The organism is Rhodopirellula sp. SH410, from assembly GCF_055811895.1.
Genome location: NZ_CM147949.1, coordinates 3415114 through 3430316 on the forward strand (window position 1 = coordinate 3415114; position 15203 = coordinate 3430316).

Genomic DNA, 15203 nt, shown 5'->3' on the forward strand with positions numbered 1-15203 from the left:
GGGCACGGCTCGCGTGAGCTGGCTACTTGTGAGACGCCTGGAAATAGTATTCAGCAAGTGAGTTGCCGACTTCGTTGAGTTCGCGTTGTAAATCGTCGACAAACTCATGCATGCCACCGGCCAGTACATCCTTGACCTCGGCCGTGGCCAGGCGATGCTGAAGGGCATCCAACATCTCGCTCGCTGGGCTGGTCTGCCGCATGCGGGAACTTTGGTCGATCTCGCTGAGGGACCAACCCGCCGATGCGATGCAGTGGTGGACGCTTCGCGGAAATGTGCGGTTGAACAAAAAGAAATCGACGACGTTCTCAACGTCGATGTCGTGGTGGTCCCGCCGGTAGGCTTCGAACCCGCTAATCGCCAGCAGCAACGCTGACCACTGCAGCTCATCGATCGCCGTGCCGACGTGATCCACGCTCGGCAGTAGATTGAAATACTTGACGTCGAGAATTCGAGAGGTCTTGTCGGATCTTTCTAGCATCCGCCCCACGTTCGCAAAGTGCCATGTGGTGTCCTGGGCCATCGTGCTCGCCAACACGCCGCTCCACAGCAGGGCGTGCTGCCGGATATCGTCGAAGAACTGACTGTTGCGGTCGAGCGATTCGTTCCGCGACGCATCGTTGACAAACAGATAAAACTCGTTGATTTGCTCGAACGCTTCAGAGGAGAGTTTCTCGCGAACCCCGCGTGCGTTTTCACGAGCAGCACGTAGGCAAGTCAACATCGAGTGCGGATAAGCATCGTCAAAAGCCAGGAAGTGAACCACATTTTCCTGGTTCGGTGCGCCGTACTTTTCCTTGAACCATTGCTCGTCACCGGTCACGCGAACCAAGGGATCCCAAGGATCGACGAGATTTTCAGGTTGGTCGAGGACCAAGTGCAAGGTGACTTCGAGGAACCGAGCGATATTCTCAGCACGCTCGATTTGGCGACTCATCCAATAAACCGATTCGGCGACGCGGGACAGCATGACGTTGGGTTTGTAATAAGAAGTGAAAAGAAGGGAACGACTCGTGTGTGTTCCGTGTCGGATCTTGTCAAAAAATCCTACTCAACGGATCTTCAGCAAGATCCATCGCAGACAGAATTGATCAACCGCCGCGCTACGGTTGAGCGACAGTTTGGCCGGGGCTTGCGACGACCCAAGTGTCTTTGCTGCCGCCGCCTTGAGAAGAATTGACGACGAGTGATCCTTTTTTCAACGCAACTCGTGTCAAGCCACCAGGCAAAACCCAGACGTCCTCGGGGCTGCGGCAGAGAATATACGGACGCAAATCGACATGCCGGCCTTCGAGCTTGTCACTCGTCATCGTAGGGACACGCGATAATTGCAGTGTCGGCTGAGCGACATAGTTGCGCGGGTTCTCGCGAATTTTCTCCGCAAACTCCGCGCGTTGCTCAGGGGTCGCGTGTGGGCCAATCAGAATTCCGTAGCCGCCTGATTCACCTGCCGCTTTGACAACCAATTCGTCGAGGTGAGCCAGTACATACTCACGATCCTCAATCCGCTCACACAAGTACGTAGGGACGTTGTTGAGGATTGGTTCTTCGTTGAGATAGAACCGGATCATATCCGGCACAAACGCGTACACCACCTTGTCATCGGCGACGCCGGTTCCCGGTGCGTTCGCCAACGCCAGGTTGCCCGCACGGTATGCTCGCATTAACCCGGGAACGCCCAACACGGAGTCCTTGTTAAAGACCTCGGGGTCGAGAAAAGTATCGTCAACCCGCCGGTAAATGACATCCACTGGCTGCAAACCATCGGTGGTTCGCATGTAGACGCGATCGTTCTCCACCAACAGGTCGCGTCCCTCGACGAGCTCAACGCCCATCTGGTGGGCGAGGAACGAGTGTTCATAGTAAGCGCTGTTGTAGACGCCGGGTGTTAACACGACGACCGTCGGATTGAGCATCCCACCCGGACCCATTTGCCGCAGCGTGTGGTAGAGACGCGATGGATAATCGCTGACCGGACGAACGCTGGAATCCGAAAACGCACGGGGGAAGTTCTTCTTCATCACCGCGCGGTTTTGCAGTACGTAGGAGACACCCGAAGGACATCGCATATTGTCTTCGAGCACGTACACGGCACCCTCGTTGTCTCGCACCAAATCCGTACCGGTGATGTGGCACCATACGCCCGCCGGCGGTTTGAGTCCCATGCACTGGGGGAGATAGTGCGGACAGGAGTCAATGATGCGCGCTGGAATGACGCCCTCATTGATAATCCGTCGTTCGCTGTACACATCAGCGAGGAACTGGTTCAACGCACGGATGCGTTGCTTGAGCCCCGCCTCGATGTCCGCCCAGACGCCTGCCGAAAGAATCCGCGGCACGATGTCGAAGGGCATGATTTTTTCAGTGCCCTCATTGTCGCTGTAGACGGTGAACGTGATGCCCATCTGGTACAACGACCGTTCGATCGCTCGTTGCCGACGCTGCAACTCACCGACGGGAAGTCGATTGATCAGATCGACTAACGCGACCGAATCAGGCCGGGCGACACCGTCGTCACGGACCACTTCGTCGTAAAACCCGTCACTTTGATAGCCACTCAAACGCGGCAATTCGTCGCCCTGCGACTGTGACTGGCCGCCCTGGGACTGGGTTTGGCTGGTTGAGGATTCTGACTGCGATTGCATAGAGGGATCCATCTCTCGCGTCGATCAGTCCGCCTCTGATGAACGTGGAAGTTTGTAGGTATGTGATGATCCCCAGTGTACCGTAACGCAGAATCCACAACAGGCTCGCGTTTAAAATGATCGCTAAGGTGGAATCGAATCACGCAAGGCCAAGATGTGTGGCTAGGTGCACGCCACCCCGGATGGCGACCACCTCGCGAATTCCCGCTGAGCGCTCGTCTACGGGCGAATCATCGTGGATCGGAGGCGTGTTGTTGTCCCAGCAAGCTTAGAGAGCGTTGTTCGAACGGGCTTTCCAGTAGGCGCCCAGGTGATAGATGATCCCGCAACTCGAGTTGTGCAGATAATCCGTGTCCGCGATCAATTCTCGCAGTCGCTCTTTTTGCACGTCCGATATCGCGGGATGATCAACCATTAGTGGCACCATCGCTGCCTCGCCAGCCTCGCGTGTGAGATGCCACACTTTGCGATACGGTCCCCATTGAGGGTTGTCGTAGCCCGGCGCGCTCTTCAAAACACGCACCGTCCGCCAGTCGGGACCCAGCATTCTCATCTCTTCAGCAGTCTTGTGAGAGAGAGCCTGGGCAACATTTTGCGAGCGTGTTTCGGCGATTTCGGCCAAGTGTTGCATGACCTCGTCCATCTGTGCCTTGAGGGCGGCATCCTCCTCTAACTCTGAGAGCAACTCTAGCGAGCATTGCATCTGCAGAATTGCGTACGCGGGCGTGTTCTTGTCCGGGGTGGCGGATTGCTGCACCGCTTCGGCGACGTACGTTCGCCACAGTTGATAGTACTTCTCGTCTCTTGTGACGTCCCAGGCGGCGGCGTAGATCATCGGGAGACGCGCGGCCTCGTGGGCCTGAACATTCCACATGCGGCAAATTCCCAGCGGGCAGCGTTTTCCATCAGCCCGACAAAAATCGTAGTTGTTGCCGGGCGTCGCAAACTCGATCATGCGGTCTGCCACGGCTGCCAAGATGGTCCGGATCTCACCCCGCGTCGCTTCATCGGCGAGCGGGCTCCGGTAGTACTTCCAGAGCCCGTGTACTCCGTGCGTGTACTGGTCTCGCGACGAGTTGATGTACACGCTCTTGCCGTCTTCACGGCAAACATTCCTGGCGAGAAATCCCGGCACACCGTGAACGGTTGCGCACCGTCGCACGCCGCTGAATACCTTTTTGATCTGCTCACCGAGGCGTTCGTCTTTCGTGACGGCGTACCTGTCCGTAATGATGCTGAGCATCGCGCCGCCCAAAATCATGCCGTCCTCCATCCCCGTGCTGTATCCGCATGGGTTGGGATACTGTCTCTGGACCTCCTCCGCAGTGGGCAGGTGTGCCAGTTCCTTTCCCGGTTCATAACTGCTCAGGTAGTCAGCAAACGTATCCACTTCGGACTGAAAAAAACGCTCCCACACAACCTCCCAAGCCTGCTCCATTTTCGCCTCCAGTAAAACGGGCGAGGCCGCCGCTGAGGTCTCGCCAACAACTGTGTCGTCAGCGTTGCCAAACGAGATCCATAGCGAAACGATGATGGCAGGTACGATGAACAATCGATGTGATGTCATTTGGGAATTCTGAATCGCGAATTGGGTTTGAGACAGGAACCGACCAGCGACGAACACCGATGATTCCTCTCGATAAGCTTCCTCGATGAGAACAAAGACACCGTCTCATCACTTCTGCTGGCTTCGTCAATCTTCAGAGATGAATTGCCAGGTGTCGCTTAGCCGAGTGTGTGACCATAAATTAAAGGGTGGATGAACAGGGCCACATTGGACGAATCCGGTGCGACCGGCTGGATCATCATCGGTCCACAGGCAGACGGTACCACTTTGTGCCAGCTCAGCTTTGTCAATGCGAAAGAGACCGGCTGAGCATGGCGTGGAAATCGTTTCTCCGGCGCGGACCTTGTTCGCGATCCTGTCAATCGAGGAAGCTGAAGCCGCGTAGGCCAAATGCAACGGCCAGTTCGTTGTCGCGATCCAGACAACCAGTCCAATCGTGGAAATTCCAAGCAGCCGCTCGGTGCGTGAGCGACGGATCACTAGGACAGACGCGATTGCGAAGGCAAACAGGACACACACGAAACGCAGTGTGATGGATTCGAGAGGCCATAGGGATGCCAGCATTGCGAGTGACGCCACGCCAGCAAATCCAATGGGAATGATTCGGTTCATGCGTTTGCGAAATTGGTTTTGAGGGAGAAGGGATTGCGATCGAGCCGCATGACCGGGCCTGGGGGAATTCTAACTCGGGCGGTGGGCTGCTCGCCTGACGTATGGATCGTTTGTGAGTTGACCGATGTCGCCACACGGGGGCCGCGACGGATCAGGAAATGCAACGCGGGATCGTCCGGTTGAGTCTAACAGATAGGGCTCCGGGCGGGCTGACTAGACTTCCAAGCCGAGCGGTTGTCGTGGTCGCTTGGTCGTTGCCGCTTGGCCGCTTGGTTAGCTGCCGCTTGGTTAGCTGCCCCGTCGTTAGCTGCCCCGTCGTTGGCGGCCGCGGAGCACGATAGGGGCCGAAGCCCTTTGCCGGGCTGTTGGCGTGCCACCGCCAAAATCTCTACTTCATTTCCCCGTCAGGCCAGCCCGCTCCCGAATGGCTGCAAAGATGGCAGTGGCGATGGCCTGCATTCCTCGGTCGCCGGGATGGGCGGCGACGCCAGCGTGTTCAAACTTTTGTTCCGCACTGGCCTGATTTGACTTGTCATGCCCCTGTTCGGAAATGTCGACAAATGTAGCCCCGGCATCAACGATCGCCTGACGCATGATGTCATCCTTCGTTGAATTGGGCCAAAACGAACTGCGAGCGAAGATCACCGGATCACCATGCTGCTGAAACGTCGCAATCAGCTCGGCGAACGCTTTGGCAAACGCTGCCTTGGCTTCATCCGTGGCTGGCGCGGTCACATTTTCTCCAATGGCCACGATCACCAGGTCTGGCTGGAAAGCCAGTTCGTCCTGGAACTCCTTTGCAATATCAAACGTGCCGTACTCACGTTCAAACAACGCGATGTTGCGAACCATTATCTGAGGCTGCACCCCACTCGCTTGAGCGATGTCCGCGGTCAGCAAGTGAACGTAATCCTTCTCCGCCGCGCTGGCGGCCATTCCCCAATTTCCTGTCCAGCCAATCCGTGGCGCCGGTCCGTGGAGGGTGATGCTGTTTCCGAGGTACAGCACCTTACCGGCTGCCAACGAACCGATCTTTGGCTTCGCAACCGGAGGGTCCGTTGCGTTCACGGTTGTGCCGAAAGCGATGGAAAGGATAACGAGCGACAAAACAAATTTCATGGTGAGATTTCGAGGAGGAACTGGAGGCGGGATCGGCGTCCGGCTTGGTACGGGCGGCCGGCGCCGTGAACGTTATGTTGGTTGCTGGTGGTGCGACCGCGAGGTCGTCTGGTTGATTTCGAGGGAACGAGCGGGAAAATACTGTGTGATATTGCGTCCGAACGCTCCGCGGTCGACCACCTATTTGACGCTCGGTCGTAACCACGTCAGGCGAACTCATTCGGCAAAACTGGTTTCACTGCGGCCCCAACGGGCCGTGTTTCGCTAACGCCGGCGGGACGATGCCCACGCGGGTCAACGGACAGACCTGATCGGAGCTGATTAATCATACTTGCTCGCGATCTGCTCCAACAGCGTCGAGGGAAATGAACGCAGGGCAACCATCGACCCCGACGGTGGTCACTGTGTATGATTGACGGTTTTCCCCGATGCCGACAACACATGAACGTTACAAAAACAATTCTCGCTGGTGTTCTGATCACTGGTCTGTTCAATGGCCTCCAGGCGAATGCTCAGCCGGCGGCGGTGAACGAAATCGTGGTCGAGAAGTACGCGCCGCTAAGTGGCTCGTTCCCGGCCTGCACACACATCGACCATAGTAGCCAAACCGAGATCGTGACCAGTGGCGACCGGCTGTTTTATCGGACCGATTCGACATCACCGTTTCGCCAGTCGCCGATCAGTGTCTTGGCCGATGCCCACGCCGTCGTCTTCAACCCCATCGAAAAACGCTATTATGCAACCGATACCGGGAATCATCGGCTGATCACATTCGCCGATCCGGCGAGCGATCAATGGGATGAATTTGCGACATCACTGGCTGGTGTCAAGCTGCAACGCCCGCACGACATCGTGTTCGATGCCGCTACGGGTTGGATGTATACGCTCAATCCCGACAGCGGCCAGGTGTTTCGGTTCAACGGAACCGAGGGCAGCGCGACGGTGTTGGATCTATCCGAGCATTTGGGCTATTCCCGCGCCCTGACGATATCGGATGGGACCCTGTATGTGGTCGGTTCCAGTCATGGTGTGGTGGTCGAAGTCACGGACTTCGAGAAGCAAGAGTTCGAGATCCACAGCAGCTCCGGAAAGAAGAGGAACGCCGTCGCAGGCAGTTGGCAGGGAACGGGTCTGGTCCTCAACGACGTCGATTTCTACCAGGGGTACTGGTACGCGACCAGCTATTTCTGCCCGGCTTACGCGGGCGACAACAACTGCGATGAACACAAATTGATCCGCTTCAAAACCTGGCGTGATTTAGAAGAGGGAACCTGGGATGACCTCAGTCACCTGCTGCCCAGCAAAGTGGTCCCCTACTTCCTCTCGCCGCATTCCGAGGGCCTGGACGTCGGCGTCTTCAGCCACGAGACACGCGGCACATCGGCGTGCATCTACCGCCTCACCACGGCCCCTGCCGCGCAGTAGACCCTTGACCACCGGTCACCGCCGAGTGAGCGACCACGCTGTGGGGGATGAATCGTTCCAGCGGCGGTGCCCCGCGGCACTTCGATGAAGAGCGAAATGGGGGCCACCTAACAAAATGGGGGCTAATCAACTCTCCAACGCAGTTAACGAGACTTGACAAAAAGGGCAGGCCGGATAGCGAATCCAGCGTCCGCTACGGACTCACTCCGCAAAGTCAAATTCAACGGCAATGACTATTGCGTTGACTCGCCGGGGCTGGGACGAACGTCTCCCGCTGATGGTTCTGGAAGCTCTAAAACCATGACCGCCGTGTCAGGATCTTTTCCAGAGTAAAAGGAGACGTAGTGGTTGTCGCCAATCACGGTGGCGTTCGCATTGCCTGAATCCCACGTCACCGGACTACCAGTGGTGACGGCCTCCGAAGCTGGCCAATGAAGCGGATTGTCGAAGACGACGTCTGGATTAACGACTCGACGCCGTACGATTCCCCGGCCACGTTCGTAGTAATAGTTGCTCAATAAACCTGTTTCGGCGTCCAGAATGAGGCTGGGTGTGGAGGCCAAAATGTCGCCGATGTTGGTTTGCTCTCGAGTCCACGTGGCACCGTTGTCCGTCGACACCATCTGGAATTGAGATGGCCCGTTTTCTGTCCTCGCGACGGCAAGGATCTTGCCATCGCCGAGGTATACCGCGGAGGGTTCGGTGGGCCAGTCCGCTTTCATCAGCCCGGACTCGACAGGGGTCTGTGTCCAGGTCGCACCGTCGTCGGTGCTGGTCATCACGCCCCACGAGTGGACCGCTTCGTCACTGTAATTTCCCGCGAACCACAGGGCCATTAACCCAACCTCGGGGACTGCGAAGACGTCTGTAATCTGCATGGGTTGGACGGCAAGTTTCGGTGAGGCGATGAGCGTGAACGTCACCCCATCTGTGGTGCGGTAGAGGTCGTGATTCCAATCCTTTCCGATTCGCCGCACCCAGAGCAACATGGCCCCCGAGGAATCCAGACCCTTCCCGACCGTGACCTCGCCGTAGCCGGGCGTGTTGGCGACGACCGTTTCCGCCGTCCACGTTTTCCCGCCGTCGGTGGAAGTGCGCGCATACACCGCCCGGGCGTCTTCTCCAATCGTATGTTTCGAACCTCGGCTGTAAGTGCAGACCAGCTTCTCGCCGAGGGCCTGAGTCATCGGCCACGAGTTGTAGCCGCTCACGTCCTGCACGACATGAGGCTCGGCAAGAGCGTTCAACGGGGTCACCTTCACGACCGCCAAACCGGTCGGCCGGGTGAACGTGTCACCGGGGAGGCCAGGCTCCCGCTGAATCCGCACCGTCAGCGGCGCGTTGGGAACCACTTCGTAGTACGACTCCAGAACGACCGTTCGAGAATGAAACGGGCCAGCGGGCAGCGGTGTTCGCACAGGCTTGCCCAACGCGTAACGGAAGGTGAACGGAGCATCCTCCACCATCTGCGATAAGTGAACCCGATAAACATCCTCCAAGTCGGGGCTTGTCTCTGCATCGGTTGAGGTCACCACGATCTCGACCTTCACCGCGACGCACTCGCTGGGAAGACCGTTGACAATACCGGCAACCGATTGCCCCACGGTGCCACCGGATAGAGACCACACGGGAATGTGAGTGGAGCCACGCGACATCAGGACGAGCGAAGGATTTCCCGTTGCGATCGACATCTCATTGGCCGTCAGGTAGAGCGGAGACCCCGCCCAGTTGTTGGAAACGGCCTCTTGGACCGTTCGTGTCTCTGCCGCAATAGCGGGCGAGGACTTTTCGCCGGACAGAATGGACACGGCCAGGATCAGAGGGATTCGCGATAAGCGAAGGTATGTAGGTGGGAATTTCATGGTGGGGGACCGGGGGTGACACTGTGTGAATCGCCGTCATCAAGTGTGACGCAGTAAACAGCGGAGCGAATAGGTGGGATCAGCCTGGAGTGATCCATCGCGGTGTCGCTTCAGCCGGATGGATCGTGCGTCGAACTTTGTCGCCACACCGGGCGTGTGTAGCACGCCGACGCCAGGACGATTGATTTGGCAAAGCGATTCTAGCAAATATGACTCCTGGCGTGTTGACTAGGCTTCCATGCCGGGAAGGGGCGGAAACCTTGGAATCGATTCCGTGCACCGGAGCTGAGCAATCCGGCCGAGCAATCCCGCGGATGCGTTCGCTCCATGCCCAGTTCGGACCCGCGAAAGTACCCCTGACTGGGAGCGAAACGGCCGTTTTTTCGCAGACTGAAAGATTCGCCGACTGGTTGCGAGATACACAGTGAATGGCTACCCGATGACACTGAATACAGTGCGCCGCGAACTTCCGCGAGATCCCGACCTCGATGGGTGGACTGTATCGCAAAGAGTGGTGTGAGCTACAATGAGACCATGTCTACCTCGCTCTACTCGCTCGTGATCGATCGCAACCACCACTCGGTCAGCTTCGGCGTGATCGCCGAGCAGGGCACCGGGTACCCCAACTACAACAGCGTCATCGGCAAGATTAAGGAACTACTCGTGAAGAAAGCAATACTTGAAACACTGGCGGTCACCCCGCTCCTGGCCTGGGCCCTGAGTGCCAGCTTCGCCTGCCCGGTAGGAGCTCAGGAAGTCCTGCCGTTTCCGGCCAAACCCTCCGGCAGCACGGCTGCCTACAGCATGCAGCAATCGACCTACAGTCCGTTGCCGCCTGAGAGTTATTTGGACGAGGACGCGCCCAATATCCTCATTGTGCTCATCGACGATGTCGGGCCGGGGCAGACCGACACGTACGGTGGTGAAATCCATACCCCGACTCTGAGCAAGATCGCGAAAGAGGGGGTTTCTTACAATCGCTTTCACACCACGGCGATGTGCTCGCCGACGCGCGCCGCGCTGTTGACCGGACGTAACCACAATCGTGTGGCCAGCGGTCAGATCACGGAACTTGCCAACGACTGGGACGGGTATGCGGGCACCATTCCCAAGAGCAGTGCCACGGTTGCCGAGGTGCTGAAAAACTACGGTTACAGCACCGGAGCCTGGGGCAAGTGGCACAATACACCCGCTCAAGAAGTCACCGCTGCAGGCCCCTTCGATCACTGGCCGACCGGCTATGGATTCGAATACTTTTACGGGTTCCTCGCCGGCGAAGCCTCACAATACGAACCGCAAGTGGTGCGCAACACGGCCTACGTCGAGCATCCGCAGGCATCCGGTGGGCACGATTACTATCATCTCAGCGAAGACTTGGCCGATGATGCGATCCGTTGGCTCGATGAACACAAGGCGTTCGCGCCAGACAAGCCGTTTCTGATGTACTGGGCCAGCGGCGCATCCCATGGACCGCATCAAGTGCCCGCGGAATGGGCGGACAAATACAAGGGCAAGTTCGACGATGGCTGGGACGAATACCGCAAACGCGTGTTCGTGCGGGCTAAGAAGCTTGGCTGGATCCCTCAGAATGCACAGTTGACCCCGCGGCCTGATACCCTGACCGCCTGGGACTCCATCCCCGCAGACGAAATCCCGTTTCAGCGACGTCTGATGGAGGTTTATGCCGGGTTCACCGAGCACGTCGACGCGCAAGTCGGTCGGATCGTGGACGAAATCGACAAACTCGGTTATCGCGACAACACGCTGATCTTCTACATCTGGGGCGATAACGGCGCCTCGGCGGAGGGTCAGAACGGCACCATCAGCGAATTGCTAGCGCAGAACGGTATCCCCACCACGACCCAACAACAGATCAAGGCGCTCGATTCGCTCGGTGGCCTCGAGGTGCTTGGCTCGCCCAAGACCGACAACATGTATCACGCCGGTTGGGCCTGGGCCGGCGGCTCGCCCTATCAGGGCACCAAACTACTCGCCGCCTATTTCGGCGGCACTCGCAACCCGCTGGCCGTGCGCTGGCCGGCGAAAATTAAGCCGGACCGGACACCGCGTTCACAGTTCCTCGATGTCAACGATGTGGTCCCGACGATCTATGACATCCTGGACATCACCCCGCCGCGCGCGGTCAACGGCCTGCCGCAGGACAAAATCGACGGCGCCAGCTTCACCAGCACCTTCAATGACCCCGAGGCCGAGGAAGTGCAAGACACCCAGTATTTTGAGATCATGGGTAGCCGCGCCATCTATCACAACGGCTGGATGGCCTCCGCCGTCGGGCCTCGCCTGCCCTGGACGCCAGGAACCCCTGCGGGAATCAAGGACTGGAACCCAGCCAATGACACCTGGCAGCTTTACAACCTCAATGACGACTGGACGCAAGCCAACGACCTCGCCGACAAATTGCCGGCCAAGCTCGACGAGATGAAGAAGCTGTTTCTGATCCAACTCACCGAGAACCAAGGCTTGCCGGTCGGCGGCGGTCTCTGGGTTCCCGTCTTGCACCCCGAACTTCGGTTAGCGACGCCATACACCTCGTGGACGTTCCCCGGTGCCATCACTCGCATGCCCGAAGTGACCGCGCCGGCGTTGGGCAACAAGGACAATCTCGTGACCGTGGACGTTGACGTGCCAGCCGACGCCAACGGGGTGATCTACGCACTCGGCGGTTTTTCCGGCGGTCTCACCTGCTATGTGAAGGATGGCATTCTGTCCTATGAGTACAACCTGTTCGAGATCATGCGCACGGACATCAAGGCGAAAACAAAACTATCCGCCGGAAAGCACGCGATCGAGGTTGAAACGACCTATGTCCAACCCAAGCCCGCCGGCTCACTCAAGGTCGTGCTGAGAGTGGACGGCAAGGATGTGGCAACCGGGGTCGTGCCCGTCAGCGCACCATTGTTGTTCACCGCCAACGACGCGCTCGATTTCGGTATCGATCTGGGGTCGCCGGTAGGACTGGAATACTACGACGATGCGCCGTTCAAGTTCAACGGTACCATCGAAGGTGCGACCGTGACGTACCTCGGGACGTCGGCGCAGATCAAGAAGGAAAAACTGGATTCGGACAACGCCATCCCTACCGAGGAATGATTCGCCAGTAAACCACACGGGCCGATCCAGTCGCCTGTCCGGCATGGATCGGCCCGCGAATTCACGACCAGCGGAAATGAAATCGGTTTGGAACAGTAGCAATCGGATATCGAACACGGATGCTTTGGTGCCTCCTGATAAAACCGAGGGATACAAAGACCATGGCATCGACGTCCTCGACTTTTGGGGTGCCTGAAAGAAGCTGCTCGCCATCGCTGCTCGCCATCGATGTCGATGTCGCCTGTCCCACGCAGGAAGTCGACGGCCGAGGGACAGTGAAAACGACAATGGCTTTCTCCGGCGAGAACCGGTGCTTGGAACATGACGGAGTATTCCGTGCGGTGCTGTGGCTGAGGAACGAGCGGAAAATAAGTGGCCGAACGCTCCGCGGTCGGAAGGGTCGACCCCAGAGCGTTCGACCCCAATTTCAGACAGTAATTTTCCGCTCGGTCCTGAGATACTTCCGGATACCAGGTTCGACGGGCCGTTCCGGGGCACCGCATACGGTCTGCTCGAAGTCGCCGAACTGCCAATGACCACCTATGTATAGGACATCAAAATGACGAAACTTGCCTGGATGCTGCTGGCCTTGCTGGCCGCAACGAACACCGCCAACTGTAATTGGAACCTGTACGTCGCCGCCGACGCTGCTGCTCAAGGTGACGGAAGTGAGAACCAACCGTTTCAATCGCTGACCGAGGCACGCGACGCCATCCGCGCTGCGAGGAAGTCGGATGCGATGCCAAAGGATACGCCCGTTGTGGTTCATGTCGACGCCGGCGTCTACCATCTGGATCACTCGTTTGAACTAACCAAGGCCGACAGTGGCACAGCAGAATCGCCAGTCGTGTACCGATCCGTCGATAGCGGTTCCGCCCGACTTCATGGCGGCATCGCACTGAAACCTGCGGATTTTCGCCCCGTCACGGACACGAAGGTGGCGGAACGCTTGCCTCCGCCAGCACGCAAACACATTCGGGTTTGCGACTTGCAAAGTTTCCCAGGGAAGTTTCAGGAGTTCAGCGATGCTTTCCGTGGCATGGCCGCCGGGCCATGGCTGTACATCGATGGGCAACCGATGGAACTTGCTCGCTGGCCAAACGCGGGTGCCGTCGATGGTGGTTGGTCGAGTTTCTCGCAAGTCATTGATACCGGCTTGCCACAACCCAATGCCAAAGATGAATCGCTGCGGAAACCTCACCCGGGTTCGTTTCACTTTGAAGATGCACGCCCCGGTTCGTGGGACTTCGATCAAGGCGTGTGGCTGCGCGGTTACTGGACCCACGATTGGTATGACGAAGTCATCCGAGTGGCGTCCTATGACAAGCACGCGAAGGTGATTCACTTAGCCAAACCGCATAACTACGGGATCATGGGCGGCACATGGGGGAAGGCAGAGCGACGGTTTTACGCGATCAATGTTTTCGAGGAACTCGATGCTCCCGGCGAATGGTATCTCGATCGACCCGGGAAGAAACTTTACGTCTATCCGCACGCCGACTTTCAAAATGCTGAGATCGACCTGGCTGTCCTGGCAACCCCGATGGTGACGATGAGCGACACCGAATATGTCACGCTCGAAGGTTTGTCATTGCAGTTTAGCTTTGCCGACGCGATGACCTTGCGGAACACCGCACATGTGACGATCGCGGACTGCACGGTCGCGAATCACGCCCGCTCGGGGATCTCAATCGTTGGCAGTGAAAACGAAGTCCGCTCCTGTCGTCTGTACAACCTGGGGGCGTCGGGGATTTCGGTCAACGGTGGCGATCGCCGAACGTTGACGCCTGCGAATAACCTGGTGGTTAACAACCATATTCATGACTACGCCAAATTCATTCGCACCTACCAACCTGGCGTTAGCGTTCAAGGGTGCGGCCAAATCGTTCGCAACAACTCAATCCACGACGCGCCTCACAATGCCGTGACCTATGGCGGTAACGATCACTTGATTGAGCGGAATGAGGTCTACCGCGTCGTGATGGAAACAGGCGACTCGGGCGCATTCTACACGGGGCGTGATTGGACGAGTCGCGGGAACATGCTGCGACACAACTACATCCATGATCTGGGCGGTGGTGACGACAAACACATCAATACGATGGGGATCTACCTGGATGACTGCGATTGTGGCGACACGATCGAAGGGAACGTGTTCTACCGTGCCGGTCGCGCGATCATGATTGGCGGCGGTCGCGACAATCCGGTCGTCAACAACCTCATCATCGACTGTCCGATCGGCTTGCACGTTGACGCACGTGGGATGACATGGAAGCAGTGGAACAATCCCCAGTACGCGAGTTGGCATCTTGAGGCCAAAGCTGAGAAATTTGACTACCGGCGTCCGCCGTGGAGCGACCGCTACCCGCACTTGGCAAACATCATGCAAGATTCGCCCCAGGAGCCGCTTCACAATCCGATACTTCGGAACGTCTTTGTCGATGTTTCAAAGCAAGTTTGTAGTTTTGACGGAAACGTTAAAAAGTTACTCGATAAGTTCGAGATCGCTGACAATGTTGTCGTCAACACGACGGGCGCTTCCGAAGGGATTGCAACCGTAACTGGAATCGAAGGATTTAGGAGTCTGGGCGGGATCGGCAAGCCATTTCTCCCTGGATTCAAAGACTCCGCGAAACAAAACTTTCAATTGCAACCGGACTCGAAGCTGCTCAAAGAGATGCCGACCTTCGAGCCGATTCCCATGGATCAAATTGGTCTGCAGTCGGATCTCTGATGCTCTCATCACGACCATCCGAGTTGGTTTCACATCGGTGAGTCAGGTGTGCGAGATTTTCCAGCGGAGAGCTTCTGTGTTGGTGCATAATTCAACTGCCTGCACATCTCCATGCACCGCACCGGAGC

9 protein-coding genes are annotated in these 15203 nt (G+C 57.6%); 3 read left to right on the forward strand and 6 right to left on the reverse strand.

Features of this window, described 5'->3' with window-relative positions:
* Window positions 1–22: 22 nt before the first annotated feature.
* The 5 genes from SH410x_RS12540 to SH410x_RS12560 form a co-directional block, all read right to left on the reverse strand.
* On the reverse strand, window positions 23–970 hold the full coding sequence (locus SH410x_RS12540; protein ID WP_473676830.1) for an alpha-E domain-containing protein: 948 nt from the start codon (window positions 968–970) through the stop codon (window positions 23–25).
* A 133-nt stretch (window positions 971–1103) separates the two neighbouring features.
* Window positions 1104–2645, reverse strand: a complete 1542-nt coding sequence (locus tag SH410x_RS12545) for a circularly permuted type 2 ATP-grasp protein (RefSeq protein WP_473676831.1) — start codon at window positions 2643–2645, stop codon at window positions 1104–1106.
* Window positions 2646–2913: 268 nt separating this feature from the next.
* Window positions 2914–4212, reverse strand: a complete 1299-nt coding sequence (locus SH410x_RS12550; protein ID WP_473676832.1) for a hypothetical protein — start codon at window positions 4210–4212, stop codon at window positions 2914–2916.
* Between the two features lie 126 nt (window positions 4213–4338).
* Window positions 4339–4824, reverse strand: coding sequence for a hypothetical protein (locus tag SH410x_RS12555; protein WP_473676833.1), 486 nt, complete (start codon window positions 4822–4824; stop codon window positions 4339–4341).
* A gap of 393 nt (window positions 4825–5217) precedes the next feature.
* Window positions 5218–5943 (reverse strand): GDSL-type esterase/lipase family protein, encoded by a 726-nt coding sequence (locus tag SH410x_RS12560; RefSeq protein ID WP_473676834.1) that lies wholly within the window; start codon window positions 5941–5943, stop codon window positions 5218–5220.
* A 441-nt stretch (window positions 5944–6384) separates the two neighbouring features.
* Here SH410x_RS12560 and SH410x_RS12565 point away from each other — a divergent pair, with 441 nt between their 5' ends.
* Window positions 6385–7368 carry an NHL repeat-containing protein gene (locus SH410x_RS12565; RefSeq protein WP_473676835.1) on the forward strand — a complete coding sequence of 328 codons (984 nt, stop codon included), beginning with the start codon at window positions 6385–6387 and terminating at the stop codon, window positions 7366–7368.
* 233 nt (window positions 7369–7601) lie between these two features.
* Here the strand turns inward: SH410x_RS12565 and SH410x_RS12570 are convergent, their stop codons facing one another.
* A complete protein-coding gene (locus tag SH410x_RS12570; protein WP_473676836.1) occupies window positions 7602–9230 on the reverse strand; it encodes a sialidase family protein in 1629 nt (542 codons plus the stop codon).
* 534 nt (window positions 9231–9764) lie between these two features.
* Between SH410x_RS12570 and SH410x_RS12575 the strand changes: the two genes are divergently transcribed.
* Entirely contained in the window at window positions 9765–12341 is a 2577-nt protein-coding gene (locus SH410x_RS12575; protein WP_473676837.1) for an arylsulfatase, read from the forward strand.
* A 559-nt stretch (window positions 12342–12900) separates the two neighbouring features.
* Entirely contained in the window at window positions 12901–15075 is a 2175-nt protein-coding gene (locus SH410x_RS12580; RefSeq protein WP_473676838.1) for a right-handed parallel beta-helix repeat-containing protein, read from the forward strand.
* Window positions 15076–15203 lie beyond the last annotated feature (128 nt).

Bases quoted from the DNA above. Each gene is read 5' to 3' on its own strand.
- SH410x_RS12565 (WP_473676835.1), top strand. From the start codon at position 6,385: ATGAACGTTACAAAAACAATTCTCGCTGGTGTTCTGATCACTGGTCTG.
- SH410x_RS12540 (WP_473676830.1), bottom strand. From the start codon at position 970: ATGCTGTCCCGCGTCGCCGAATCGGTTTATTGGATGAGTCGCCAAATC.
- SH410x_RS12555 (WP_473676833.1), bottom strand. From the start codon at position 4,824: ATGAACCGAATCATTCCCATTGGATTTGCTGGCGTGGCGTCACTCGCA.
- SH410x_RS12545 (WP_473676831.1), bottom strand. From the start codon at position 2,645: ATGCAATCGCAGTCAGAATCCTCAACCAGCCAAACCCAGTCCCAGGGC.
- SH410x_RS12550 (WP_473676832.1), bottom strand. From the start codon at position 4,212: ATGACATCACATCGATTGTTCATCGTACCTGCCATCATCGTTTCGCTA.
- SH410x_RS12570 (WP_473676836.1), bottom strand. From the start codon at position 9,230: ATGAAATTCCCACCTACATACCTTCGCTTATCGCGAATCCCTCTGATC.
- SH410x_RS12580 (WP_473676838.1), top strand. From the start codon at position 12,901: ATGACGAAACTTGCCTGGATGCTGCTGGCCTTGCTGGCCGCAACGAAC.
- SH410x_RS12575 (WP_473676837.1), top strand. From the start codon at position 9,765: ATGTCTACCTCGCTCTACTCGCTCGTGATCGATCGCAACCACCACTCG.
- SH410x_RS12560 (WP_473676834.1), bottom strand. From the start codon at position 5,943: ATGAAATTTGTTTTGTCGCTCGTTATCCTTTCCATCGCTTTCGGCACA.